Consider the following 25967-nt stretch of genomic DNA (forward strand, 5'->3'; position numbering starts at 1 on the left):
CTTACCGGGACCTGCCACCGGGGGTCCCGGTCTCCCCGGCTCCCCCCACAAGGACAGGACACGGTCATACGACGATGAGCCCCCGACCCGCCGGGCCGACGGCCCCCACCGATACGGCGCCGCCCGCCACGCTGGCGTTCGTAGAGAGCCCTGTGCAGCTCCTCAACGTCCTTGAGTGGGCGCATTCGGCGGGTGCCACCGGCCCGGCCGGGGGTCTCACCGTCGTCGTCCTGTCCCCGAACGACCCCATGACCCGGGGCCAGTTGCGCCGCATGGCCCAGCTGGCCCGCGACGAGGGCCTGAACGTCCGCTGGGAGGAGGCGCGCGGCGGCGGGGCTGCTCCCTTCCACACGATCGGCGGGCTGACGGGCGCGCTGCGGGCGGCGGACCGGATCGTGATCGGCGACCCGTTCTCGCGCTACGTACAGCTGCTCCTGACGATCACGCGGGCCCGCTCCCTCGTGGTCGTGGACGACGGCACGGCCACGATGGAGTTCGTGGCGCAACTGGCCACGGGCGAACGACTGGTGCGCTGGCACCGCCGGGGCGGCCGTCCCGGCGTACGCGACATCGCCTTCGCCCCGATCTCGGCCTCGGCCCGACGCCGCCTGACGCCGGGCGGCAAGCGCACAGTGGAGATCTTCTCTTCCATGCCGATCGACACGGCCCCGGCGGGGGTGCGGGTGACGCCGAACACCTTCGCCTGGACACGGGACCGCTTCGGCCCTCCCCGAGTGTCCAAAGGCGCGGACCTGGTGGGCACGTCACTGGTGGAAACGGGAGTGGTGGACCCGGACCGCTACGTGGAAGCGGTCCGTTCGCTGTCCCGCGCGCACGGCGCGACCCGCTACTTCGCCCACCGTCGCGAGAGCGCCGAGAAGCTCCACCGCCTGGCGGTGGAGACGGGCCTCCAGGTGGTCCGCCCCGACCTCCCCCTGGAACTGATCGCCCGCCGGGGCCCGATCGGCCGCACGATCCTGAGCTTCCCCTCAACGGTGGTCCACACCCTGCCCCTGGCCCTGGCGGGCACGGAGGTCCGGGTGGCGGTCTGCGACATCGACCCGGCCTGGCTGACGGAGAACGCGTCCCCGCGTGCGGAGGGCTTCCTGTCGGGCGTCACGGGCACGGCCCGCGACGTACACCGCCTGGCTTCGGTGGCTTCCGCGAGCACGACGCAGGGGATGGCGGCTACGGCGTAAGGCCACTCTTGATCGCCGCGATAAGCGCGGCGAACTGGGGTTGGTGGGTGGTGAGGATCTCTTGCGGGGTGTCGCTTTCGCGGAGGTGGATGGTGGTGGGGGTGTTGCCGGGGGCTATGTATACGCAGGAGGAGGCCTCAGAGCTGAACGAGGACTTCTGCCAGGCGGCGGTCGGTTCTACGGGCATGTGAGAGGCCCTTCAGGGTTGTCGGGCGGTGCGCTGGATGAGGTCGCTTGACTCGTCGGCTGACAGAGCGAGCTTTTCGAGCCGGTCCAGCACTGTCGCGTAGCGCTCCAACTGTGCCCCGGCATCGATGAATTCGCTCCCGTGTTCAGTATCCATCTGTACGGTGTCGAGCTGAGCAACGGGCCCGTGCGCGTAGTCGATGCCTTGCCCCGATCCGGGAAAGGCGCCCCTCCCGAAGGGGATGACCAGGATCCTGACGTGCTCCAGTCCGCTCATCTCTACGAGGTGCGAGAGCTGCTCCGTGGCCACAGCAGGCCCTCCGACACACATACGGAGCGCGGCCTCATGCATGAGGGCGGTGTAGCGAAGCGGAGCATCCCCGTACAGCACCGCTTGGCGTTTGATCCGGTACGAGAGCCGGTGCTCGATCTCATGGGGAAGCAGCGGCGGCACCGCGTCACCGAAGAGCGCGCGAGCGTGCTGAGGAGTTTGCAGCAGCCCCGGGATGTGGAGCGCCTGGGCCACGCGCAGTGAGGCGGCGTGGTGCTCCAGCTCGGCGAGGTCGAGCAAGGTGTTCGGGAGCTGTCCTCGGTACTCCTCCCACCAGCCACGGGTGCGGCCGCCCGTCATCCCGACGAGAGCGTTGATCAAATCCTCGTCCGCGCAGGCGTAATTGCGGGCGATGGCGCGCACCCGGTCGGGCCCCACGGCGTACCGGCCGGCCTCGATATTGCTGATGCGTGACTGGTTGACGCCCAGCAGTGCTGCGGCCTGGACGGTGGAAAGACCGGCACGATCACGCAGTTTCCGCAGCTCCGAGCCGAGTCGCTGCTGGCGCAGCGTGGGTGTCTTGCCGGGCGGCATCAGTCTCCCTTCAGGGCGGGGCGCGGGTCGGCCAAGTCACTCACACGGGTGGCTATGGCCTCCCTTTCTCTCCATCGATGGAATATAGGCCATCGATAGGCCTACGGTTAGTCACATCCCGCTCCAACTGCCCTGCTCTGCAAGGCGGAAGTGCACCGCACGCCGTGTATGGGTGTGCGGCACTGCCACCGCTGAGGCAGGCCCGCCGGGCGAACCGAGCCGGTCCGACCAGCAACCAGCAACGCGTAACCCGTAACCCGCAACCCGCAACGCACGGAGGCACGCATGGTCACCGTCACGCTATCGGCAGTCACGCCCAATCCGCCCGCACCGGAAGTGTGGTCGTACGCCCTGCACTTGCCCCACGATCCGCGGGCCCCGCGTATCGCTAGGCAGACGCTGCGGGCCGTGCTGTCCGGGTACGGCCTCGGGGAGCTGACGGACACCGCTGAACTCCTGGCCTCGGAGCTGGTGACCAACGCCTACCGGCATACGGAGGGCCCGGCCGCACTACGCCTCCGAGGGCTGCCCGGCGTACGCGGCGGACGCGGCGTACGGGTGGGCGTATGGGACACGGACCCGCACATCCCACCCCCTTTCGCCGTCCCGCCGGGGGAATTGCCGCCCCCTACCCAGGGCACTGAGGGCGGCCGGGGGCTCCACCTGGTGGAGGAGTTGGCGTCGGCGTGGGGCGGCTTCCCGCTGGGGGATGACTTGTTCGGCCAGCGGGGGAAGGTGCTGTGGGTCGAGTGCCGTTGCCCCGCGTCATCGGGGTCCGCGCTGTGCTGGTCCGGCGTTTGAGCCGGTCACCGGTGCCGTCCGGTTCTGCCGAGTTTGGCGGTTACGGACCGGGAGTAAAGGGCGCTCCTACGTCGCGTCGGCTGCGCCGATTCCGCTGCGCTCCACCCTTGACACCCGCCCCTCCACCGCGCGAGGGAAAGCGACCGGACGGCCCGGGGGCGGGACTCTCGACCAGGGCCCGGAGGGCCGTCCGGCTTCCTGTCGGGTGCGGACTTGTCCGTCGGGGGCGGCCGTCAGCCGTGAGGGGTGCGCGGCCGCTCCGGGGATGGGTGCCGGTCTCGTCAAGCGGCTACCGACCGGATCGTTGGGGGTGGCCGCAAGGGGCGGGGCGGGCGTGGGGCGGCGGCAGGGGGCGGGAGCCGACGGGCGACCGTCTGCCCGGTGGTGCGGAAGGGCGGCCCGGCGGTCGGTGGTGGAGCGGATTGCAGGAGAGTCCCGCGATGCCGGGCGCTGAGGGCCCGTTCGGCGGGACTTTTCTGCGATCGGTGCGGAGGGCCGGGGGTGGGTTGCGGGCAGGGCGGCGGCGGACGGGGGCGGGCGACCGGCTGCCCGGTGGCGGGGGAAGGCGGTCCGGCGGGCGGCCGTAGGGCGGATTGCAAGAAAGTCCCACGAAACGAGGCGCTGAGGACACGCGCGGCGGGACTTTCCTGCAATCGGCGCCGAGGGCTGGGGCGGGCGCGAGGGGACAGGCTGCGGGCGGGGGCGGGCGACTGGCTGCCCGGTGGTGCGGAAGGGCGGTCCGGCGGGCGGTGGTGGGGCGGATTGCAGGAAAGTCTCGCGATGCGGGGCGTTGAGGGCCCGTTCGGCGGGACTTTTCTGCAATCGGTGCGGAGGGGCGGGGGTGGGCGCGAGGGGACGGGCTGCAGGCAGCCCGGCGTCGGCGGACGGGGGCGGGCGACCGGCTGCCCGGTGGCGCGGAAGGCGGTCCGTCGGCCGGTCGTAGGGCGGATTGCAGGAAAGTCCCGCGATGCGGGGTGCTGGGGGCCGGTGCGGTGGGACTTTTCTGTGATCGGTGGGGAGGGGTGGGGGTTGGGGACCTACTTGGGAAAGTTGTGTTCGGGGAGAGGCGGGGCGCGCGGAGTGTGTGGTGCGCCCTCTGGGGGGGGGATGCGGTGCCGGGCCCCGGCGTCGGGCGGGGTGCGGCGGTTTCGTCCGGCGGCTGGCGGGCGGGGTTGCCCGGGGCCGGCTTCACGGGCGGTCTCTCGCCGGCCCCCGCCCACGGGGAGCCGAGGTCGGTAACGGGCTCGTCTGCCCATCGGGCATGCGCCTGCGGGAGCGGCCAATACCCCGTCCCGCGACGGCGCATCGGCTCCCGCGTGCGCCCCTCGTCTGCGGGAACACAACTTTGTCAAAGTTGGTGCCCCGCCCCCGGCGCCGATTGCAGAGAAGTCGCGCCACACCCGCCCTCCATCCGGCGTGGCGTGGGACTTTCCTGCAATCCGCCCTACCACCGCCCGCCGGGCGCCCCTCCCGACCACCGGGTAGCCGGTCGCCCGCCCCCTCCCGCCGACACGAGCCGCCGCCCCACGCCCGCTCCGTCCCCCTTGCGGCCACCCCAACGATCCGGTCGGCAGCCGCTTGACGAGACCGGTGCCCCGGTCCAGCGGGCCGCGCACCTCACCCTCTGGCGGCCGCCCCCGACGAATCAGTCCGCACCCGACAGGAAGCCGGATAACCCGGCTGCCCTGGTCGAGAGTCCCGCCCCCGGGCCGTCCGGTCGCTTTCCCTCGCGCGGTGGAGGGGCGGGTGTCAAGGGTGGAGCGCAGCGGAATCGGCGCAGCCGACGCGACGTAGGAGCGCCCTTTACTCCCGGTCCGTAACCGCCAATCTCGCCAGCACCGGACGGCACCGGTGACCGATTCAAACGCCGGACCAGCACAGCCCCCTCCCGGCAACCCCATCTCACGTCCACCGAGTTCCTGCCTGGCCCTGCCCTGCTCTGACCCGCGGTGACGAACGCGAAGTCCGCCCCCCCCCCATCTGATCGCTGCGTCGACGCCACGACATCAGCCGGCATGGCACGGCGGACCCCGCGACCCGCTGCGAGGACGGATGGAACGTATGCGCATGAACCTGTACCTCCGTGGTACCTGTGGAGTTGCCCGGTCACACCCGTGAGCCACATGGGCGGACAGGCGCCCTCGGACCATCCCCACCTGCTCGCGGGGAATCGCCGCCCGGATTGCCTACGGAGGGGGCTGGGGGAGCAGGCGTACGCATATGACCAGCGCCTTATCCCCTGAAAAGGCCGGGAGTTTACCCATCTCAAGTAGCGGCTATGCGCCACGCGGCCACATTTTCTTACCCTATCGGGCTGAACTTTTGTTGATCGTGGGTCAGTTGGTCCATGGCTCGCCCTACCCTTCAGAGGGTGAACCAACTGATGTCACGAGATTCCGAGCGAGAGTCCGGGCGAGGGCCCGAGCGAGATTCCGAGGCCGATCTGCCCGGCGAAGCCGCGGGGGGCGCGCACGGGGAAGCCGCACTCCCCGGCATCCTCCCGGCCGCCCTGCGCAGCGAACTCATCGCCTTCCGGCGCGACTTGCACATGCACCCCGAGCTCGGCAACCAGGAGTTCCGCACCACCGCGGCGCTCAAGGCCCGGCTCGAACACGCGGGCCTCGAGCCGCGCGTACTCGACATCGGCACGGGGCTCGTCTGTGACATCGGCACCGAGGAATGGGACGGCGTACGCCCCATGCTCGCCCTGCGGGCCGACATCGACGCCCTGCCCATCCCGGACACCAAGCTCGGCGTCCCGTACCGCTCCACCGTGCCCGACCGCGCCCACGCCTGCGGCCACGACGTGCACACCACCGTGGTGCTCGGGGCCGGTCTCGTCCTCGCCGAGCTCGCAAAGCAGGGGCAACTGCCGCAGCCCGTCCGGCTGATCTTCCAGCCCGCGGAGGAGGTCCTGCCCGGCGGCGCGCCCGACGCCATCGAGTCGGGGGTGCTCAACGGCGTGGGGCGCATCATCGGCGTGCACTGTGATCCCCGCGTCGACGCCGGGAAGATCGGGTTGCGGCACGGCCCCATCACCTCCGCCTGCGACCGGCTGGAGGTCGCACTCGACGGCGCCGGCGGTCACACCGCGCGTCCCCATCTGACGACCGACCTGGTGACCGCCGCGGCCAAGGTCGCCACCGAGGTCCCCGCCCTGGTCGCCCGCCGCATCGACGCCCGCTCGGGGCTCGCGGTGACCTGGGGCCGCATCGAGTCCGGTCACGCCTGCAACGTCATCCCGCAGCACGCCGAACTCTCCGGCACCGTCCGCTGCCTGGACCTCAAGGCCTGGCGGCAGGCGCCCGACCTGGTGCACGGCGCCATTCAGGAGATCGCCGACCTCTACCGCGCCAAGTCCGTGGTGAATTACATCCGCGGGGTCCCGCCCGTCGTGAACCAGCCCGAGGTGACGGACCTACTGCGCGACTCCATGGAGCTGCGTCGCGGCGCGCACTCCGTCGAGGACACCGAACAGAGCCTGGGGGGCGAGGACTTCTCCTGGTATTTGGAGCATGTGCCGGGTGCCATGGCCCGCCTCGGCGTCCGTACGCCCGGCGAGCGCACCGTACGCGATCTGCATCAGGGCGACTTCGACGCGGACGAGTCGGCGATCACGGTGGGCGTCGAGATGTTCACCGCGGCGGCACTGCTCGACGGGACCCGTCGGTAACCACCGCTATTGGCCGGTTACGGCGGACCCGTTCACCCGGACGTAACCGGCCCTCGGCACGAATAGGTAACGGCAGCGCGAAACCCCGTTCCCCTCCCTTTCTACGCGCGTTACTGTGCGCCGCAAACAGGCCCCGCCAAGGGTGCTTTGGGGAACGTAAGGGGTGCGTCTCATGCGTCTTCGTCGAGGATCTCGTGGAACCGGTGGAATGCGGGGAACCCGAGGAATCCGTGGAACCCGGGTGTCAAGGGTCTCCCAAGTGGCCGTGGCGGTGGCGTCCCTCGCCCTCGCGGCCTCAGCGTGCGGCAAGACCAGCAGCGAGGCGTCCTCGGACGACGAGGGCAAGGACGACAAGTCCGGGGGTTCCTCGAAGTACGACGACAAGGGCATAGGTCTCGCGTACGACATCGGCGGCCAGGGCGATCAGTCGTTCAACGACGCCGCCTACGCCGGATACGAGAAGGCCCGCAAGGACTTCAAGATCGGCGGCGTGGACATGGAGCCGGGCGACGGCGAGTCCAGTGCCGACAAGGTCCAGCGGATCGAGCAGCTCGCCAAGCAGGGCTACAACCCGGTCGTGGGCGTCGGCTACATCTACGCGCCCGCCATCAAGGAGGTCGCGGCGAAGTTCCCGAAGACCACCTTCGGGATCATCGACGACAACACCGTGAAGGCCGACAACGTCTCCGATCTCGTATTCCACGAGGAGCAGGGGTCGTATCTCGCGGGTGTCGCCGCCGCGAAGGCGACCAAGGCCGACCACGTCGGGTTCATCGGCGGCGTCGACATCCCGCTGATCCACAAGTTCGAGGCCGGCTTCGTGCAGGGCGTGAAATCCGTCGACCCGAAGATCAAGATCGAGAAGCAGTACCTGACGGAGAAGCCCGAGGACGGCGGCTTCTCCAGCCCCGACAAGGGGCAGAACGCGGCGAGCGGCCAGATCGAGTCGGGCGCCGACGTGCTCTACCACGCGGCGGGCCTTTCGGGGCAGGGCGTGATCCAGGAGGCCGGCTCGCAGAAGGTGTGGGCGATCGGCGTCGACTCCGACCAGTACAAGCAGAAGGCCCTGGCCAAGTACAAGGACTACATCCTCGGCTCGGCCCTCAAGGACGTCGGCGGCGCCGTCTACGACCTGACGAAGTCGGTCGTCGAGGGCAAGCCGATCACGGGCGAGCAGCGCTACGACCTGAAGTCGGGCCGCGTCGGGTTCGCCGACACGAACCCGAAGTACACGGCGATGAAGGACGTGGTCGCCGCCGTGGACAAGGCCGAGAAGGACATCGTCGACGGCAAGGTCGAGGTCAAGACCACTCCGTAGCCCGATGCGGGACCCGATGGACGAACTGCCGTGGGGCGCCCCTTGCGTGTGGGGCGCCCCACACTGCGTACATGCTCGCGCAACCTCGCGGCCACAGCTCGATAACGGACGGGACAGAAGGGTTCTTATGTCTGGTCTACGCGCGTTACGCTGCGGCGAAATCAGCGCCAGGTGAGGCGCTCGTACGTGCTTGTGCTTGCTTGTACATAAGGAGTTCCTCTCTATGCGCCGGGTTTCCCGAATTGCCGCAGCGGGCGTCGCGACCGCCGCACTCGCCGTATCCGCCACCGCCTGCGGCGGCACGTCCAGCGATGCCGCCGGTTCCAAGAACGACGGCAAGAGCAAGGGCGTCGCCATCGCGTACGACGTCGGCGGCAAGGGCGACCAGTCCTTCAACGACGCCGCGACGGCCGGTATGGACAAGGCTGCCACCGAGCTGAAGATCGGCAAGAAGGCCGTCGAGCCGAGCGACGGTGAGTCGGACGCCGACAAGACCCAGCGCCTCACCGAGCTGGTCAAGCAGGGCTACAACCCCGTGATCGGCGTCGGTTACGCCTACGCCCCGGCGGTCAAGGAGGTCTCGGCGAAGTACCCGAAGGTCACCTTCGGCATCGTCGACGACGAGACCGTCAAGGCCAAGAACGTCGCGGACCTGGTCTTCAGCGAGCAGGAGGCCTCATACCTCGCGGGCGTCACCGCCGCCAAGACGACCAAGAGCAAGACCGTCGGCTTCGTCGGCGGCGTGGACGTTCCGCTGATCCACAAGTTCGAGGCGGGCTTCACCCAGGGCGTCAAGGACACGAACCCCAAGGTCAAGGTCGTCAAGCAGTACCTGACGGAGAAGGCCGAGGACGGCGGCTTCACCAGCCCCGACAAGGGCAAGACCGCCGCGCAGGGCCAGATCGAGGACGGCGCCGACGTGGTCTACCACGCCGCCGGTCTCTCCGGTCAGGGTGTCATCGAGGCCGCCGCCGCCAAGAAGGTCTGGGCGATCGGCGTCGACTCCGACCAGTACAAGCAGGACGCGCTCGCCAAGTACAAGAAGTACATCCTGACCTCCGCGACGAAGGACGTCGCCGGTTCGGTCTACAACCTGGCGAAGTCCGTCGCCGACGACAACGCCGAGGGCGGCGTCGTCCGCGCCGACCTCAAGTCCGGTGGCGTCGCGCTCGCCGACTCGAACCCCGAGTTCAAGAAGAACGCCGACCTCCAGGCTGCCCTGAAGAAGGCCGAAGAGGACATCATCAGCGGCAAGATCAAGGTCAAGGCCACGCCGTAACGACCACGGTGTCGACGGCCGTGGTGACCGCTTCGACGGCGGTCGCCACAGCCGTAACAACAGCGTGATGGTCGCGGAACGGGGTGTGGGGGACGATGGTTGCCCCCGCGCCCCGTTCGCGCGGCCCACTGCTCAACTCCCGTCGAACCAGGGGCGCTACGCGCGTAGGTGGCCCCTTTCCTGAGGATTCCCGAGGAGAGTGCGCCATCGACGCGTCCACCAGCCCTCCGCCCACCGCCAAGGCCGTTGCCGTTGAACTCACCGGCATCACCAAGCGCTTCCCGGGCGTCGTGGCCAACCATGACATCCGCCTGATCGTCCGCAAGGGCACCGTGCACGCCCTCGTCGGCGAGAACGGCGCGGGCAAGTCGACCCTGATGAAGATCCTCTACGGCATGCAGAAGCCGGACGAGGGCACCATCGCGGTCGACGGCACCCAGGTGACCTTCTCCAGCCCCGCCGACGCCATCGCGCGCGGCATCGGCATGGTGCACCAGCACTTCATGCTCGCCGACCAGCTCACGGTCCTGGAGAACATCGTCCTCGGCAGCGAGAAGCTGCACGGCATCGGCGGCGCCGCCCGCCGCAAGATCGCCGAGATATCCGAGCGGTACGGCCTCGGGGTCCGCCCCGACGCCATGGTCGAGGACCTCGGCGTCGCCGACCGGCAGCGCGTGGAGATCCTCAAGGTCCTCTACCGCGGCGCCACCACGCTGATCCTGGACGAGCCGACCGCGGTCCTCGTGCCGCAGGAGGTCGACGCGCTCTTCGACAACCTGCGCGAGCTGAAGTCCGAGGGCCTCTCCGTCATCTTCATCTCCCACAAGCTGGGCGAAGTCCTCTCCGTCGCCGACGACATCACCGTCATCCGGCGCGGCACGACCGTCGGCACGGCGATCCCCTCCGAGACGACCCCGCGCCAGCTCGCCGAGCTGATGGTCGGCAGCGAGCTGCCGACCCCGGAGACGGCCGAGTCGACGGTCACCGACCGGGCGATGATCGAGGTCGAGGAGCTCAAGCTGCTCGCCGAAGGCGAGTCCGGCCGGGCCCTGCTCGACCACATCTCCTTCACCATCCACGAGGGCGAAGTGCTCGGCCTCGCGGGCGTCGAGGGCAACGGCCAGACCGAGCTGATCGACGCGCTCATCGGCCTCAAGCACGCCGACTCCGGCGTCATCCGCATGGCGGGCAAGGACATCACCGACCTCGCCACGCGCCACCGCCGCGAGCAGGGCGTCGGCTACATCCCCGAGGACCGCCACCGCCACGGCCTCCTCCTGGAGTCGCCGCTCTGGGAGAACCGCATCCTCGGTCACGTCACCGAGAAGCCCAACTCGCGCGGCAAGGGCGGCTTCTGGCTCGATCCCAAGGGCGCGCAGGCCGACACCCGGCGCATCGTCGAGCAGTACGACGTCCGTACCCCCGGCATCGACGTCACGGCGGCCTCGCTCTCCGGCGGCAACCAGCAGAAGCTGATCGTCGGCCGCGAGATGAGCCACAAGCCCCGCTTCCTGATCGCCGCCCACCCCACCCGTGGTGTGGACGTCGGCGCGCAGGCCCAGATCTGGGACCAGATCCGCGAGGCCCGCCGCGAAGGACTCGCCGTCCTGCTGATCTCGGCGGACCTGGACGAGCTGATCGGCCTCTCCGACACCCTCCGCGTGATCTACCGCGGACGGCTCGTCGCCGACGCCGACCCGGCCACCGTCACGCCGGAGGAACTCGGCTCGGCGATGACGGGCGCGGCCTCCGGCCACCTCGAACACGTAGAAGAAGGCGCCGACGCCCCGGAGGACGAGGCCCGATGAAGAAGTTCGACAAGGAGCGTGTGCTCCTCGCGGTGGCCGGACCGGTCATCGCGCTCGTCGTGGCCGTGGCGCTGACCTCGGTCGTGCTGCTCGCATCGGGCAAGAACCCGATCGAGCCGTACACCCTGATGCTGGAGCAGATCAGCTACTCCGACGTCCAGGTCCTGACCATCAACCAGGCCGGCATGTACTACCTGGCCGCGCTCGCGGTGGCCGTCGGCTTCCGCATGAACCTGTTCAACATCGGAGTGGACGGGCAGTACCGCCTCGCCGCGATGGTCACCGCGGTCGTCGGCGCGCACGTGGCGCTCCCCGCGCCGCTCCAGATCCCGCTCCTGATGCTGGTCGCCATGCTCACCGGCGCCTTCTGGGCGGGCATCGCGGGCATCCTCAAGACCACCCGCGGGGTCAGCGAGGTCGTCGCGACGATCATGCTCAACGCCATCGCGACGAGCGTCATCGGCTACATGACCCTCACCGACAACTTCGGTGTCCCGGTCGGCAACAACCAGACCACCGGCGAGATGCACGAGTCCGGCTGGTTCCCCGGCATCAGCATGGGCGAGTCCGGCGAGATCTACGGCTTCGTGATCATCGCCGCGCTCGCGGGCGTCCTGTACTGGCTGGTCCTCAACCGCACCCGCTTCGGCTTCGACCTGCGCGCCACCGGCGCCTCCGAGTCGGCCGCCGCGGCCTCCGGCGTGAACGCCAAGCGCATGGTGCTCAGCGCCATGCTGATCTCCGGCGCGGTCGCGGGCCTCGCGGGCATGCCGATCCTGCTCGGCGACACCCACACCTACAGCCTCAGCTTCCCCGCGGGGCTCGGCTTCACCGGCATCGGCATCGCGCTCCTTGGCCGCAACAACCCGGTCGGCATCGCGTTCGCCTCGCTGCTCTGGGCCTTCCTCGACAAGGCGTCGCCCGCCCTCGACTACGCGACCCCGGTCGCGTACGACAAGGAGATCGCGGTGATCATGCAGGGCCTCATCGTGATCGCGGTCGTCGTCTCGTACGAGGCCGTACGCCGCTGGGGCCTCAAGCGCCAGCAGCGCCGCGTCGGCGAGGAACTGGCCGCGGCCGCCCGTGACAAGAACGGCAACGGCAACAACGACACCGTGAAGGAGGTGGCTGCCCGATGAGCTCGGCAACCGTAGCCAAGCCCCCGGCCAAGCAGCCCGCGCCGGGCCGCCGCCGCGTATCGCTCCCCGTCCTCCTCCTGATCATCGCGGGCGTCCTCGTCCTGACGTCCGTGGTCCGCATGATCACCGACGCGGACGGCATCACCTCCACCGGACAGATGTCCACCGCGCTGCGGCTCGCCGTGCCGATCGGCCTCGCGGGCCTCGGCGGTCTGTGGGCCGAGCGCGCGGGCGTGGTCAACATCGGCCTCGAGGGCATGCTCATCCTCGGCACCTGGTTCGGCGCCTTCGCCGGCTACCAGTGGGGCCCGTGGGTCGGCATCGTCTTCGGCATCCTGGGCGGCGCGCTCGGCGGCCTGCTGCACGCGATCGTCACGGTCACCTTCAACGTCAACCACATCGTCTCCGGTGTGGCCATCAACATCCTCGCCCTGGGCGTCACCCGCTACCTCTCCACCTTCGCCTTCGAGGGCAAGGAGGGCGGTACGTCCAAGCAGTCGCCGCCGGTCGAATCGCTCGGCAACTTCTCCGTCCCCGGCCTCTCCGACTGGCTCCAGGACCTGAACGAGAAGCACTGGTTCCTCGTCTCGGACATCGCGGGCCTGCTGGGCGGCCTGATCACGGACCTCTCGCCGCTCACCGTCATCGCCGTCGCGATGGTGCCGCTGAGCTGGTGGATTCTGTGGCGCACGTCGTTCGGCCTGCGTCTGCGCTCCTGCGGCGAGAACCCGGTCGCGGCCGAGTCCCTCGGCGTGAACGTCTACAAGTACAAGTACCTCGCCGTGGTCATCTCCGGCGGTCTCGCCGGACTCGGCGGCGCGTTCCTCTCGCTGGTGGGCTCGAACATCTACCTGGAGGGCCAGACCGGCGGGCGCGGCTACATCGGCCTCGCGGCGATGATCTTCGGCAACTGGATGCCGGGCGGCCTCGCCCTGGGCGCCGGCCTGTTCGGTTACACCGACAGCCTGAAGCTCCGGGGCGGCGGCACGAACGTGCACGCGCTGCTCCTGCTCCTCGCGATCCTGCTGGTCATCGGCGCGATCTACCTCGTATGGCGCAAGCGTTACGTCCCCGCGGTCATCACCGCGGCCGTCTCGGCGCTGATGTTCGCGTGGTACGGCTTGACCGACGAGGTGCCCAACCAGGTCGTCACCGCGACGCCGTACGTCGTCACGCTGCTCGTGCTCTCGCTCTCCGCCCAACGCCTTCGCATGCCGAAGGCGGACGGCCAGCCCTACCGAAAGGGTCAAGGAACGTGACCGAAACCGACTGGGACGCGCTGCGGGATGCTGCGCGCGAGGCCATGTCCCGTGCGTACGCGCCCTACTCAGGCTTCCCGGTCGGTGCGGCGGCCCTCGTGGACGACGGCCGCACGGTGTCTGGCTGCAACGTCGAGAACGCGTCGTACGGCCTCGGCCTGTGCGCCGAGTGCGGCCTCGTCTCGCAGCTCCAGCTCACCGGGGGCGGCCGTCTGACGCACTTCACCTGCGTCGACGGCAAGGGCGAGATCCTGATGCCGTGCGGCCGCTGCCGCCAGCTGCTCTACGAGTTCGGCGGCGCGACGCTCCTCCTGGAGACGGCCGCGGGCATCCGGTCACTGGGGGACATGCTGCCGGACGCGTTCGGCCCGGAGCACCTCAACTGACACACGGCCCCTGCCTGTTGCTGTGCGACCGGCAGGGGCCGCCTTCAACTCGCGGCTCTATGCGCGTAGAGTCGCGCTCACCGTTTTAAGGCGCAAAGAGGGGTTATGCCATGGACGTCATCTCCGTCATCCGTACGAAGCGGGACCGGGGCGAGCTGAGCGGCGAGCAGATCGACTGGGTCATCGACGCGTACACCCGCGGCGTGGTCGCCGACGAGCAGATGTCGGCCCTTGCCATGGCGATCCTGCTGAACGGCATGAACCGCGGCGAGATCGCCCGCTGGACGGCCGCGATGATCGCGAGCGGCGAGCGCATGGACTTCTCGTCCCTGTCCCGCCCCACCGCCGACAAGCACTCCACGGGCGGCGTCGGCGACAAGATCACGCTGCCGCTCGCCCCGCTGGTCGCGGCGTGCGGCGCGGCGGTTCCGCAGCTGTCGGGCCGGGGCCTCGGCCACACCGGCGGCACCCTGGACAAGCTGGAAGCCATCCCGGGCTGGCGTGCACTCCTCTCGAACGAGGAGATGCTGTCGGTCCTGGACGGCGTAGGCTCGGTCATCTGCGCGGCGGGCGACGGCCTGGCTCCCGCCGACAAGAAGCTGTACGCGCTGCGGGACGTGACCGGCACGGTGGAGGCGATCCCGCTCATCGCTTCCTCGATCATGTCGAAGAAGATCGCCGAGGGTACGGGCTCGCTGGTCCTGGACGTGAAGGTCGGCACCGGCGCCTTCATGAAGACCCTGGAGGACGCGCGTGAGCTGGCGTCCACGATGGTCGGCCTGGGCACGGACCACGGCGTACGCACGGTGGCGCTCCTGACGGACATGTCCACGCCGCTGGGCCTGACGGCGGGCAACGCGCTCGAGGTGCGTGAATCGGTGGAGGTCCTCGCGGGCGGCGGGCCCTCCGACGTGGTCGAGCTGACCCTCGCTCTCGCGCGGGAGATGCTGGACGCGGCGGGTCTGAAGGATGTCGACCCGGCGAAGGCGCTGGCCGATGGCTCCGCGATGGATGTGTGGCGGCGGATGATCGCCGCGCAGGGGGGTGACCCGGACGCGACCCTCCCTGTCGCCAGGGAGACGCACGTCGTGACGGCTCCGTCGTCGGGTGTCCTGACCCGCCTCGACGCGTACGACGTCGGGGTTGCCGCGTGGCGGCTCGGTGCCGGGCGTGCGCGCAAGGAGGACGTGGTGCAGGCGGGGGCGGGTGTGGAGCTCCACGCGAAGCCGGGCGCTCAGGTCCGCGCGGGGGAGCCCTTGATGACCCTCCACACGGACACGCCCGAGCGCTTCGAGTACGCCTTGCAGGCGGTGGAGGGCGCCTTCGACATCGCCCCCGAGGGCACGGCGTTCTCGGCGACGCCGATCGTGTTGGACCGCATCGCGTAAGGGGATCAGTCCCCAACCCCGCCCCTTCCCGAAAACTCGCTGGCGCGAGGGCCTTGGGCGTGCCGTGATCACCGGCTTCGCCGAGTTCGTCCTCAATCGCCGGACGGGCTGAATCTTTCAGCCGTCCGGCGTTTGAGGACCGGGGGTCTGGGGGCGGAGCCCCCTGCGCGGCGGAGCCGCCAACGGATGCAGCCGGGAAGGGGCGGGGTTGGGGAGAAAGCCCGCCGCCGGCGAAACTACCGATGAGTTTCGAGCCGCGAGCCAGTCCCCCCAACGTGAACCCGAACAAGCAACCCACCCTGACCCTCACCGGCACCCTCGACCGAGAGGTCACGCACCGCCTCTGCGAAGAGGCCCGCGCCGCGCTGCAAGCGAGCGGCGCCGAAGTCCTCGTGTGCGACGTGGCGGGCGTAGGACCGCCGGTCCTGGCGGCGATAGACGCCCTCGCGAGACTCCAGCTCACCGCCCGCCGCGCGGGAGGCCGGATCCGCGTACGGAACGCGGCCCCGGCCCTGCGCGAACTACTCGACCTCGTCGGGCTGCCCATCGACATCGAGATGGGTCGGCAGGCCGAACAGCGGGAACCACCGGGGCGTGTCCAGGAAGCAGTGGAAGCCCGCGATCCGCCCCTCTGAGATCTCGATGACCTGAACCGCCCAGGGTGCGTACCCGCCGTTCTCCGGGTCGGGCTTGTAGTGGGCGAAGCCCGGCGTGCCGTTGACGTTGACCGGGAAGAGCCGGCTGTTGGCGCAGGAGGCGCCGATCGTCGACATGAAGCCGGTGATGTCGGACGTGCCGCGCAGCCACAGGTCGAACGGGGGCATCGTCATGATGGCGTCTTCGTGCAGCAGCGCGGTCAGCGCCGCCATGTCGTAGCCCTCGAAGGCGGCGACGTACCGCTCAAGGAGCTTTTGCTGCTCCTCGTCCAGCGGGTCCGAGACCGCCGTGTCGTCCCCCGGCCCCTCGGCCAGCGTCGCCCGCGCCCGCTGCAACGCGCTGTTGACGGAGGCCACCGAGGTGTCGAGGAGTTCGGCCGCCTCGCTGGCCTTCCACGCGAGGACCTCGCGCAGGATGAGCACCGCCCGCTGCTTCGGCGGCAGTTGCTGCAGGGCGGCGACGAACGCGAGCCGGACGGACTCCTTGGCCACGGCCGCCTCCGCGGGGTCGCTGACGGACGGCAGCATGCGCGCGTCCGGCATCGGCTCCAGCCATACGTTGTCCGGGCGGGGCGAGAGCGCGGCCTGGGCCAGCGGCGCCGCCGCGGTCAGGTCCATGGGCCGGGCGCGGCGGTTGCCCGCGTTCAGCATGTCCAGGCAGACGTTCGTCGCGATGCGGTACAGCCACGACCGGAGGCTGGAGCGGCCCTCGAACTTCTCGTAGCTCCGCCAGGCGCGGACCATCGTGTCCTGCACCGCGTCCTCCGCCTCGAAGGCCGAGCCCAGCATGCGATAGCAGTACCCGGTCAGTTCGACCCGGTGCTTCTCCAGCGTGACGTCCAGTTCCGACGTCGTGCCTGCGATGTCAGTCATCCCAACCCACCCCTGCGGCTGCCACGAATGTCCCAGCACTTCGGAAGCTACCGCAGCCCACTGACAACGGCCCCCGGAGTACGAAAACCCGCAGGTAGGAGAGGGTCGCCCGGCACAGCCGGTGCGCCGCGCCGCCCCCGGTACGGCTAGTGCGCCGCCACGAGCCCCCGCCGCCGCTGCTCCCGCTCCTGGACGCGAGCCGCGTGCGAGCCCCACACGGTGATGGACGCGACGCCGAGCACCGCGAGGATCCCCAGGCCCACGGTCCCGGCCCAGCCCCCCGCGTGGAAGGCCACCGCGCCGAGCGTGCCGCCCGCGCTGGAGCCCAGGTAGTACGCGGACTGGTAGAGCGCCGAAGCCTGCGCGCGCCCCGCGGTTGCCGTACGGCTCACGGACGAGGAGGCGACCGCGTGGCCCGCGAAGAAGCCCGCGGTGATCAGGACGAGGCCCAGCAGCACCATGACCAGCGAGTCGGACAGGGAGAGCAGCAGACCGCCCGCCGTCGTGCTCACCGCCAGGTACAGCGCCCCGCGCCGCCCGAGCCGCGTCACGAGCTTGCCCGCGGCGGCCGAGGAGACCGTACCGACCAGGTAGACCAGGAAGATCGAGCCGATGATGCCCTGCGGGAGCGAGAAGGGCGCCTCGGTGAGGCGGTAGCCGATGACCGTGTAGACCGCGCCGAACACCGTCATGAACAGGGCGCCGATCGCGTACAGCCTGCACAGCAGCGGGTTGGAGAGGTGCGAACGGATCGTCCTGCCGAGCGCCTTGGGGTTGAGCGAGCCCGCGGTGAAGTGGCGCGGCGCCGGAAGCAGCGCGCGGAAGGCGAGGGCGCACAGGACGGCCACGACACCCACCACGCCCACGGCCACGCGCCAGCCCCAGGCCTGCGCGACCCAGCCCGTGATGATGCGCCCGCTCATGCCGCCGATGGAGTTTCCCGCCACGAACATGCCGATCGCGGCGACAAGCGCCTTGGGCCTGACCTCCTCGGCGAGGAAGGCCATCGCGGACGCCGGAAGCCCGGCGAGGGCCGCGCCCTGCACGGCACGCAGCGCGATGAGCACGCCGATGGACGGCGCGAAGGGGACGAGCAGCCCCACGACGACCGCGACCGTTAGCGAGACCGTCATGAGCGTCCGCCGCCCGAAGCGCTCGCTGAGCGCGCTCAGGGGCAGCACGAAGAGGGCCAGTGCGCCCGTGGCAGCCGACACCGTCCAGCTCGCGGAGCTCGCGCTGACGCCGAAGTCGGCGGAGACGAGGGGGAGCAGCGCCTGCGTGGAGTAGAGGAGGGCGAAGGTGGCGACACCCGCGAGGAACAGGGCGAAGCTCATCCGCCGGTAGCCGGGGCCGCCGGGGTTCAGGCGCGTGTCGGCGGGTTCGGTCTGCGGGGACGACGGGGTGAGGGCGGCCGCGTGGGTGACGGACGCCCCGCTACTGGCAGGAGGCATGCATCGAACGTAGGCACATGTGACTCATCCGTCCAATGCATGGACTGGTCATAATCGTTCCCATGGTGCATGAGCGCAGTTCAGAGCGGCGTCTGTCGCAGAGCAGTTACGCAGGAGACATCGGCGCGGCGGTGTCCGCGCCGGCCGGGCTGACCCCGGAGTCCTGGTCCGCGCTGCTCTCGCCGAGGCTCGCGTACTTCGCGGGGGTCGCGCGCACGGAGCACGTGACGCGGGCCGCGCAGGAGATGCAGGTGCCGCAGTCGACCCTCTCGCGTGCGCTGGTCCGCCTCGAACAGGACCTGGGCGTGGACTTGTTCGCGCGCCACGGCCGCACGGTGTCCCTGACCCCGGCGGGCCGTACGTTCCTGGCCTCCGTCGAGCGGGCGCTGGGGGAGGTGGAGCGGGCCGCGGAGTCCGTGCGGGCGGACGCGGACCCGGCGTCGGGCAAGGTGGCCTTCGGGTTCCTGCACACGATGGGCTCGGAGACCGTGCCCGGCCTGATCCGCGCCTTCCGTGCCGATCACCCCAGGGTCCGCTTCAGTCTCGTACAGAACTACGGGGAGGCGATGATCGAGCGGCTGCGGGCGGGTGAGCTCGACCTGTGCCTGACCTCGCCCGTGCCGGACGCTCCCGATCTGGTGGCCCGCCGCCTGGACGAGCAGCGCCTGCGCCTGGTCGTGCCGGAAGAGCACCGCCTCGCTGTGCGGAAGCGGGTGCGGCTCGCGGAGGCGGCGGAGGAGGCCTTCGTGACCCTCGAACCGGGGTACGGCCTGCGCCGCATCACGGACGACCTCTGCCAGGAGGCGGGCTTCAAGCCGCGGATCGCGTTCGAGGGGGAGGAGGCGGAGACGCTGCGGGGCCTGGTGGCGGCGGGCCTGGGCGTGGCCCTGCTGCCGCCGCCGGCCGTCCCCCGGCCGGGAGTCGTGGAACTGACGGTGACGGGTCAGCGGGCGGTACGGGAGATCGGCGTCGCCTGGCTTGACGGCCACCCGGACACTCCGCCGGTGGCGGCGTTCAAGAAGTTCCTGCTGGGGAGGCGGGGGCGGTTGCTGCCGGAGTGAGGTTCTTTACCCCAACCCCGCCCCTTCCCGGCTGTATCCATTGGCGGCTGCGCCGCGCAGGGGGCTCCGCCCCCAGACCCCCGGTACTCAGTGCCGCATCGAGTTCCCGAAGCCGGAGGCCAGCGGCATCCTCAGGCCCAGTGGTGGCGGCGCCGCCAGTGCGTCCTCCAGGGGGCGCGCGTACGCGTGCCCGAACAGTGACCCCATGACGAAGTCCGAAGCCAGCGCCTGGACTTCGGACTGATGCTGGTGCAACCGGTGCCGGTCGGAGTGGACTTCGAACCGGCACACCTCCCGGTTCGCCTTCTTCGCCCGCTCCGCGAGCCGGAACGAAAGCTCGGGATCGGTCCGTTCGTCGTTCGTGCCGTGCACGATCAGGACCCGCCGCCCGGCGAGCTGCTTCACCGGTTCGGGCGAGGCGGCCACATCGTCCTCGGGCAGCCAAGGGGCCAGCGCGAGGACGGAGTTGACGGCTTCGTGGCCGCTGGCACGCAGCGCGGCCCGGCCGCCCATGTCCATGCCGACGAGGCAGATCGAGACGTCGCCGTAGAGGCGGACGACCTCGTCCGCCGCCCACTCTGCGTCCCGCGCGAGATGCGCCTGCGCGCCGTTCCACCCGCGGCAGCGGTAGTGCACGACGTGCGCCGCGAGCCCCTCGCCGAGGCCGTCCCTGGCCAGCCTGCGGCCGAGCGCGCGCACCGCGCCCGCGGCGAACGGGGACGGCTTGCGGGCGGAGGTCTCGTGGCCGCCGGGGAGCAGCAGCACCGCGCCGCTGACCGCCGAAGGCCGGGTGCCGATCACGCGCCCGAGCCTGGCAGCGCGCGCGGAATCGGGCGTCGCTTGCTGAGCCATGACAGAACAGTGTCAGAAGCAACGGTGTACGCCACCCGTCCGCGGGGTCACTGTTACGTATCGACCCGTGAGATCTACCCGGCGATCTACGCGCGTAGGCGCTAGAGTGCCGAGATGACGAGCCAGACCACCAAAGCCGGTCAGACGGACCGCGAAACGCCCAGCGCCGAACAGATCCGCCGCGCCCCGAAGGTGCTCCTGCACGACCACCTCGACGGCGGCCTGCGCCCCGGCACGATCGTCGACCTCGCCCGCGAGAACGGGTACGAGTCACTGCCCGAGACCGACCCCGACAAGCTGGGGATCTGGTTCAGGGAAGCCGCCGACTCCGGCTCGCTGCCCCGCTATCTGGAGACCTTCGCCCACACCTGCGCGGTGATGCAGACGAAGGACGCCCTCAAGCGCGTGGCGGCCGAGTGCGCCGAGGACCTCGCCGAGGACGGTGTCGTCTATGCCGAGATCCGGTACGCCCCCGAGCAGCACCTGGAGCAGGGCCTCACCCTCGAAGAGGTCGTCGAGGCCGTCAACGAAGGCTTCCGGGAGGGCGAGCGGCGCGCGAAGGCGAACGGCCACCGCATCCGCGTGGGCGCGCTGCTCACCGCCATGCGGCACGCGGCCCGCGCCCTGGAGATCGCCGAACTCGCCAACCGCTACCGCGACCTGGGCGTCGTCGGCTTCGACATCGCGGGCGCCGAGGCGGGCTTCCCGCCCACCAGGCACCTCGACGCCTTCGAGTACCTCAAGCGCGAGAACAACCACTTCACGATCCACGCCGGTGAGGCCTTCGGTCTGCCCTCGATCTGGCAGGCCCTGCAGTGGTGCGGCGCCGACCGGCTCGGCCACGGCGTGCGGATCATCGACGACATCCAGGTCGCCGACGACGGCACGGTCAAGCTCGGCCGCCTCGCCAGCTACGTACGGGACAAGCGCATCCCCCTGGAGATGTGCCCCAGCTCGAACCTCCAGACCGGCGCCGCGAGCTCGTACGCCGAGCACCCCATCGGTCTGCTCCGCAAGCTGCACTTCCGGGCCACGGTGAACACCGACAACCGGCTGATGTCGGGCACCAGCATGAGCCGCGAATTCGAGCACTTGGTCGGCACTTTCGGCTACACGCTCGACGACATGCAGTGGTTCACAGTCAATGCGATGAAATCAGCGTTCATTCCTTTCGATGAACGCCTGGCCATGATCAATGACGTCATCAAGCCCGGATATGCTGAGCTGAAGTCCGAATGGCTGTTCCGCCAGACCGCCTCCACCAGGGCTTCTGTCGATGTGTAACAGAATTTGAAGCAATGCGGACGCGGCCGGGAACATTAATTCCCGGCCGCGTTTTCGCTGTTTCGCTGTTTGCGGACTGCCCCATCACATGTTTACGGTCATGGGCCGCTCAAAAGTCCCCGTCATCAAGGACGCATTGAAGATGAAGCAGTCTGCCGCCAAGACCCTCGGTGTCGCCGCTCTCGGCGCCGCTTTCGCAGCCGCCGGTGCGGGTGTCGCCACCGCCGCACCCGGCCTGCCCGACGCCACGGACGCGCTCGGCTCCGCCACCGCGATGCTGCCCGTGGAGCAGGTCGCCGACAACCTGCCCGCCGGTGGCCCCGAGGCGGTCGAGGCGGGTCAGAACGCGCTCGGCAGCACCCTGCAGGCCGCCGCGCCGACCGTCGACAAGCTCGGCGAGAGCACCAAGCCCGCCGCTGACAGGTCGGCCAAGCCCGTCGACCCGGCCGCCGGCCTGCTCGGTGGTCTGCCGGTCTCGAACGCCCTGCCCACCCAGGGCCTGCCCCTGCAGGGTCTGCCGCTGAACGGCCTGCCGCTCGGCTGATCCCCGCCGCCGCGCGAACGCCGATGGGGCGCACCCTTTTCTCAAGGGCGCGCCCCATCGGCGTACATATGCGGCAGCGGAAGCCGCCGGATCACCAGGCAGCCTGGCGGGTCTTGCTCTCGCCGGGCAGCAGGAACCACAGCGCGATGTAGAGCAGGAACTGCGGTCCGGGAAGAAGACACGAGACCACGAAGATCACGCGCATCGTGGTCGCCGACGTGCCGAAGCGCTTGGCGAGGGCGGCACAGACTCCGCCGATCATCCGGCCGTTCGTGGGGCGGGCAAGGGCGGTCATGAGGGCTCCTTCGTGAACCGTGTGTATGCGGTCCGGGGCGTGTTCCCCGAGGTCCGGGGCGTGTACCCCGATGACTCAAAGCTACGTTCACGAAGCGGACGAAGCGTCGCTCTAGGGTGCGATGCCGACCCTGGGAATCGTCGGGGTCGGCCCCTGAGACGTGTCCTCCCGCAGGAGGGCCGAGTGTGGGTCCTCGTCAGCCCGGCGGCGGAGCCTGGCCCTGACCGCGGGCACCACGGCGAGATGCGCGACGGCCACGCCCAGCGTGTTGAGGAACAGCGAGTCGATGTCGACGACCTGCCCCGGAACCCCGGTCTGAAGGAGTTCGATGCCGAGCGAGATCAGCGCACCCGCCGCGACCGTCCGCACCAGCGAACCCAGCGGCGAGACATGGACCCGCCCCCCGGCGAGCGGAAGCAGCACACCGAGCGGGGCGAGCAGCAGCAGGCTGCCGCCTATCTGCCGGGCGGCCTGCGCGGGACCGAGCGCCAGATCCGCCTTGATGCCGGCGAACGGCTGAAGGTTCGCCGCGCTGACCCAGGCCACGTCCAGTGGACGCAGCGTGAGCCACGCGACGAGCAGAAGATGCGCGACTAGGAGGAATCCCCCTGTCGCACGGAAGCGGATGGCGGCCCCGTGGCCGCCCGAGCCTTGACGCACGCCCCCCAAGACGCGCCTAGCGGCAGGATCGGTTCCGCGCATCTCATCCCGTTACGCGGCACTGTCCTGATCGCACAGGGTGACTGTCCTGTTCGGCTACTTCACCGTCTCGGTCGGCGGAGCCACCGTGCCGGGGCGCTGGCGGACCGCCTGGGTGCATTCGTAGCGGCGCAGGGGATCGTCGCCCGGACCGCCGAGGATCACCTCGCGGTCGTCGCCCGCCGCCGCGCTGTCCGCGAAGGTGCACACGATCTGTGCCAATGCGAACGCCGACAGATCCTCCGGCGACGTACTGAACCGCAGCGCGTCGTCGGGGTCCCCCTTGCCGGGGCCGCTGACGACCGTCCCGCCGCGTACGTCCGTCGCGAAGCCCGCCTGCTTCTCCGGGGCCGACGGTGCCTTCGCCAGCTCGTCGAGGAGCGCCTGGGCGATACGGACGCGGTCGGTCGTCGCCTTCTCGGTGGGAATGCGCACCGACCGGTCCACGGTCACCAGCTGCGCGGCGCACACCAGGAAGACCTGCACGGGGACGCCGCTGGTGGACTGCGAGGCGATGCTCGACCCGGACATCACGCACGGCACCCGCGAGGGCCCGGGCCCGAAGTCCGTGGGCACCTCCGTCGCGCGGATCCCGCAGCCGGCGAGGGTCGCGGTCAGCGCGGCGGCGATGAGGGCGGCACGCAGCCGTCGGCGGTTCATGGCTTCTCTCCCTCGACGGCCTCGTCGCCGTCCGTGCCCTCGTCCGTGTCGTCCTCGTCCGCGGGCAGCAGCGCCGACGGATCGCGCGGCAGCCACAGCGTGAACACCGCACCGCCCTCCGGCGAGTTCGCCGCGGTGATCTCACCGCCGTGGATGTGCGCGTTCTCCAGGGCGATGGAGAGCCCCAGACCGCTGCCTTCCGAGCGCGGACGGGACGCGCTCGCCTTGTAGAAGCGGTCGAACACGTGCGGAAGGACGCCCTCGGGGATGCCGGGGCCTCCGTCGTGCACCGCGATGACGAGCTTCTCGCCCGCGATCCGCACCGAGACCTTCACCGGGGAGCCGCCGTGCTTGAGGGCGTTGCCGATGAGGTTCGCCAGGATGACGTCGAGGCGGCGCGGGTCGAGCCGCACCATGATGCCGCGCTCCGCGTCGAGCTCCACCGCGTCGAGCCAGGCACGGGCGTCGATGCAGGCCGTGATCTGGTCGGCGATGTCGACGTAGTCCAGGACGAGCCTGGCCGTGCCCGCGTCGAAGCGGGTCACCTCCATCAGGTTCTCCACCAGGTCGTTCAGCCTGCGGGTCTCGCTGACCACGAGGCGCACGGCGGGCTCGATCATCGGATCGACGCTGCCGGTCTCCGCGTCCAGCTCCTCCTCGAGCACCTCCGTCACCGCGGTGATCGCGGTCAGCGGCGTACGCAGCTCGTGCGACATGTCGGCGACGAAGCGCCGCGACGCCTCGTCACGGGCGCTCATGTCGTCGACCTTCTTCTCCAGGCTCTCCGCGGTCCGGTTGAACGTCCGTGACAGATCGGCCAGTTCGTCCGTGCCCGACACCCTCAGGCGCGTGTCCAGCTTGCCCTCGCCGAGCCGCCGCGCGGCAACACCGAGGCGGTGCACCGGTTTGAGCACCGTCGTCGCCGCGGCCTGTGCGAGCAGCGCGGAACCGATGAGCGCGAGCCCCGTGGCAATCGCGAGGGACCAGCCGAGGGAGCTGAGGTCCTTCGCCTCCGGCTCCAGGGACTTGAGCATGTAACCGGTCGGGCCGCCGCCGATGACCTTGGCGCCGCCCACGAGATACGGGGTTCCGTTGTCGACGGTCCGCTGCCAGTACAGGTGGTACGGGCTCTTGTTGCTGGAGGTGAGCGGCTGCTCCTTGTTCACCGTCTTGCGCAGCGACTTGGGCACGTCGGCGAGCGTGAAGGTGTCCAGGTCGGAGTAGCCGACGATGGTGTCGCCGTCGGCGTTCTCCCCGATCAGGAGCACGCTGTAACGCTGGCTGCTGTTGGCCATCGTCCCGGCGGCCTGCTGCAGCTCGTCCTGGGTCGGATTGGGCGGCAGCGCGCCGGCGCGGGTCTGCATCTCCTGCTGGAAGTCCTTCAGGGCCGCGTCCTGCGCGCGCGTCAGGACCGCCTCGCGGTTCAGCCAGTACGCGATTCCGGAAGCCGTCACGGCGGCCGTGAGGGCCACCAGGCCGAACACCACCACGAGCCGGAGCCGCAGACTCGTGAACCGGAGCCCCGCCAGTATCGCCCTGCGCGCCGCGGCCCAGCCGCGGAGCTTGTCCTGCGGTTTGGTCACTGAGGGGTGTCCAGCCGGTAGCCGACCCCGCGGACCGTACGGATCAGTGTCGGCGAGGACGGCACGTCCTCCACCTTCGCGCGCAGCCGCTGCACACACGCGTCGACGAGCCGGGAGTCGCCGAGGTAGTCGTGCTCCCACACCAGGCGCAGCAACTGCTGGCGCGAAAGCGCCTGTCCGGGCCTGCGGCTCAGTTCGAGAAGGAGCCGCAGCTCGGTCGGCGTGAGCTGCAGGTCCTCGCCGTTCTTCGTGACGGTCATCGCGGCGCGGTCGATGACGAGCGAACCGAACGTCGCCGCGTCATTGGCCTCGCGCTCACCGCGCCGCAGGACCGCGCGGATACGGGCGTCGAGCACCCGCCCCTGCACGGGTTTGACCACGTAGTCGTCGGCACCGGACTCCAGGCCGACGACCACGTCGATGTCATCGCTGCGCGCGGTGAGCAGGATGATCGGCAACTGGTCGGTGCGCCGGATGCGACGGCACACCTCGAAGCCGTCGATGCCCGGCAGCATCACATCCAGCACGATCAGGTCCGGCCGCTGCTCACTGAGCAGCTTCAGGCCGTCCTCGCCGGTGGCAGCAGTAGCCACCCGATGCCCTTGGCGGGTGAGCGAAAGCTCAAGGGCCGTACGGATGGCGTCGTCGTCCTCGATCAGCAACAGGGAAGGCACAGACGTCATTCTGTCCCATGGCAAGGGCGCAGTT

Annotated in this window: 24 protein-coding genes; 14 read left to right on the forward strand and 10 right to left on the reverse strand. The window is 70.1% G+C overall.

The features are described 5' to 3' along the window. Window positions 1-74 precede the first annotated feature (74 nt). A complete protein-coding gene (locus ACWFR3_RS11895) occupies window positions 75-1199 on the forward strand; it encodes a hypothetical protein (protein ID WP_453734429.1) in 1125 nt (374 codons plus the stop codon). On the opposite strand, the gene ACWFR3_RS11900 is transcribed toward ACWFR3_RS11895, so the two are convergent. Both ACWFR3_RS11900 and ACWFR3_RS11905 read right to left on the reverse strand, forming a co-directional pair. Then, window positions 1189-1386: a DUF397 domain-containing protein gene (locus tag ACWFR3_RS11900; RefSeq protein WP_453734430.1), complete on the reverse strand. Its 198-nt coding sequence runs from the start codon at window positions 1384-1386 to the stop codon at window positions 1189-1191. The genes ACWFR3_RS11895 and ACWFR3_RS11900 overlap by 11 nt on opposite strands. A gap of 12 nt (window positions 1387-1398) precedes the next feature. After that, the gene (locus tag ACWFR3_RS11905) at window positions 1399-2250 is read right to left on the reverse strand and encodes a helix-turn-helix domain-containing protein (protein ID WP_453734431.1); all 852 of its coding nucleotides are present in this window, start codon (window positions 2248-2250) and stop codon (window positions 1399-1401) included. A gap of 285 nt (window positions 2251-2535) precedes the next feature. On the opposite strand from ACWFR3_RS11905, the gene ACWFR3_RS11910 reads away from it, so the two are divergent. From ACWFR3_RS11910 to ACWFR3_RS11955, 10 genes are all read left to right on the forward strand, one after another. After that, window positions 2536-3051 carry an ATP-binding protein gene (locus ACWFR3_RS11910; protein ID WP_453734432.1) on the forward strand — a complete coding sequence of 172 codons (516 nt, stop codon included), beginning with the start codon at window positions 2536-2538 and terminating at the stop codon, window positions 3049-3051. 2383 nt (window positions 3052-5434) lie between these two features. Then, window positions 5435-6724 carry a M20 family metallopeptidase gene (locus ACWFR3_RS11915; protein ID WP_453734433.1) on the forward strand — a complete coding sequence of 430 codons (1290 nt, stop codon included), beginning with the start codon at window positions 5435-5437 and terminating at the stop codon, window positions 6722-6724. Between the two features lie 208 nt (window positions 6725-6932). Further along, window positions 6933-8042 carry a BMP family lipoprotein gene (locus ACWFR3_RS11920; RefSeq protein ID WP_453734434.1) on the forward strand — a complete coding sequence of 370 codons (1110 nt, stop codon included), beginning with the start codon at window positions 6933-6935 and terminating at the stop codon, window positions 8040-8042. Window positions 8043-8265: 223 nt separating this feature from the next. Further along, on the forward strand, window positions 8266-9321 hold the full coding sequence (locus tag ACWFR3_RS11925; RefSeq protein ID WP_453734435.1) for a BMP family lipoprotein: 1056 nt from the start codon (window positions 8266-8268) through the stop codon (window positions 9319-9321). A gap of 206 nt (window positions 9322-9527) precedes the next feature. Beyond that, a complete protein-coding gene (locus tag ACWFR3_RS11930) occupies window positions 9528-11129 on the forward strand; it encodes an ABC transporter ATP-binding protein (RefSeq protein WP_453734512.1) in 1602 nt (533 codons plus the stop codon). Then, window positions 11126-12268, forward strand: coding sequence for an ABC transporter permease (locus ACWFR3_RS11935; protein WP_453734436.1), 1143 nt, complete (start codon window positions 11126-11128; stop codon window positions 12266-12268). The genes ACWFR3_RS11930 and ACWFR3_RS11935 overlap by 4 nt, the downstream gene beginning before the upstream one ends. Then, complete coding sequence (locus tag ACWFR3_RS11940) at window positions 12265-13527, forward strand: ABC transporter permease (RefSeq protein WP_453734437.1); 1263 nt, start codon at window positions 12265-12267, stop codon at window positions 13525-13527. Before ACWFR3_RS11935 ends, ACWFR3_RS11940 begins: the two co-directional genes overlap by 4 nt. Beyond that, on the forward strand, window positions 13524-13913 hold the full coding sequence (locus ACWFR3_RS11945; RefSeq protein ID WP_453734438.1) for a cytidine deaminase: 390 nt from the start codon (window positions 13524-13526) through the stop codon (window positions 13911-13913). Before ACWFR3_RS11940 ends, ACWFR3_RS11945 begins: the two co-directional genes overlap by 4 nt. A 110-nt stretch (window positions 13914-14023) precedes the next feature. Next, a complete protein-coding gene (locus ACWFR3_RS11950) occupies window positions 14024-15301 on the forward strand; it encodes a thymidine phosphorylase (RefSeq protein ID WP_453734439.1) in 1278 nt (425 codons plus the stop codon). Between the two features lie 275 nt (window positions 15302-15576). Beyond that, the gene (locus ACWFR3_RS11955; protein WP_453734440.1) at window positions 15577-15936 is read left to right on the forward strand and encodes an STAS domain-containing protein; all 360 of its coding nucleotides are present in this window, start codon (window positions 15577-15579) and stop codon (window positions 15934-15936) included. Here ACWFR3_RS11955 and ACWFR3_RS11960 read toward each other — a convergent pair. Together ACWFR3_RS11960 and ACWFR3_RS11965 are read right to left on the reverse strand one after the other, a co-directional pair. Next, on the reverse strand, window positions 15823-16830 hold the full coding sequence (locus tag ACWFR3_RS11960; protein WP_453734441.1) for a sigma-70 family RNA polymerase sigma factor: 1008 nt from the start codon (window positions 16828-16830) through the stop codon (window positions 15823-15825). The genes ACWFR3_RS11955 and ACWFR3_RS11960 overlap by 114 nt on opposite strands. Before the next feature lie 146 nt (window positions 16831-16976). Further along, on the reverse strand, window positions 16977-18281 hold the full coding sequence (locus ACWFR3_RS11965; RefSeq protein WP_453734442.1) for an MFS transporter: 1305 nt from the start codon (window positions 18279-18281) through the stop codon (window positions 16977-16979). A gap of 62 nt (window positions 18282-18343) precedes the next feature. Between ACWFR3_RS11965 and ACWFR3_RS11970 the strand changes: the two genes are divergently transcribed. After that, window positions 18344-19342 (forward strand): LysR family transcriptional regulator, encoded by a 999-nt coding sequence (locus ACWFR3_RS11970; protein ID WP_453734443.1) that lies wholly within the window; start codon window positions 18344-18346, stop codon window positions 19340-19342. A gap of 87 nt (window positions 19343-19429) precedes the next feature. Here the strand turns inward: ACWFR3_RS11970 and ACWFR3_RS11975 are convergent, their stop codons facing one another. Continuing rightward, window positions 19430-20194 carry an alpha/beta hydrolase gene (locus tag ACWFR3_RS11975; RefSeq protein ID WP_453734444.1) on the reverse strand — a complete coding sequence of 255 codons (765 nt, stop codon included), beginning with the start codon at window positions 20192-20194 and terminating at the stop codon, window positions 19430-19432. A gap of 114 nt (window positions 20195-20308) precedes the next feature. Here ACWFR3_RS11975 and ACWFR3_RS11980 point away from each other — a divergent pair, with 114 nt between their 5' ends. Together ACWFR3_RS11980 and ACWFR3_RS11985 are read left to right on the forward strand one after the other, a co-directional pair. Continuing rightward, window positions 20309-21478, forward strand: a complete 1170-nt coding sequence (locus ACWFR3_RS11980) for an adenosine deaminase (RefSeq protein ID WP_453734445.1) — start codon at window positions 20309-20311, stop codon at window positions 21476-21478. Window positions 21479-21620: 142 nt separating this feature from the next. Further along, complete coding sequence (locus ACWFR3_RS11985; RefSeq protein WP_453734446.1) at window positions 21621-22022, forward strand: ATP-binding protein; 402 nt, start codon at window positions 21621-21623, stop codon at window positions 22020-22022. A gap of 91 nt (window positions 22023-22113) precedes the next feature. Here ACWFR3_RS11985 and ACWFR3_RS11990 read toward each other — a convergent pair whose 3' ends face one another. From ACWFR3_RS11990 to afsQ1, 5 genes are all read right to left on the reverse strand, one after another. After that, complete coding sequence (locus tag ACWFR3_RS11990) at window positions 22114-22317, reverse strand: PspC domain-containing protein (RefSeq protein ID WP_453734447.1); 204 nt, start codon at window positions 22315-22317, stop codon at window positions 22114-22116. A gap of 111 nt (window positions 22318-22428) precedes the next feature. Further along, window positions 22429-23019 carry a VanZ family protein gene (locus ACWFR3_RS11995; protein WP_453734448.1) on the reverse strand — a complete coding sequence of 197 codons (591 nt, stop codon included), beginning with the start codon at window positions 23017-23019 and terminating at the stop codon, window positions 22429-22431. A 54-nt stretch (window positions 23020-23073) separates the two neighbouring features. Further along, window positions 23074-23676, reverse strand: a complete 603-nt coding sequence (locus tag ACWFR3_RS12000) for a hypothetical protein (protein WP_453734449.1) — start codon at window positions 23674-23676, stop codon at window positions 23074-23076. Next, window positions 23673-25259, reverse strand: coding sequence for an ATP-binding protein (locus ACWFR3_RS12005; RefSeq protein ID WP_453734450.1), 1587 nt, complete (start codon window positions 25257-25259; stop codon window positions 23673-23675). The genes ACWFR3_RS12000 and ACWFR3_RS12005 overlap by 4 nt, the downstream gene beginning before the upstream one ends. Further along, complete coding sequence (afsQ1, locus tag ACWFR3_RS12010; RefSeq protein ID WP_030562528.1) at window positions 25256-25933, reverse strand: two-component system response regulator AfsQ1; 678 nt, start codon at window positions 25931-25933, stop codon at window positions 25256-25258. The genes ACWFR3_RS12005 and afsQ1 overlap by 4 nt, the downstream gene beginning before the upstream one ends. Window positions 25934-25967 lie beyond the last annotated feature (34 nt).

This window comes from Streptomyces sp. NPDC055189, from assembly GCF_053606765.1.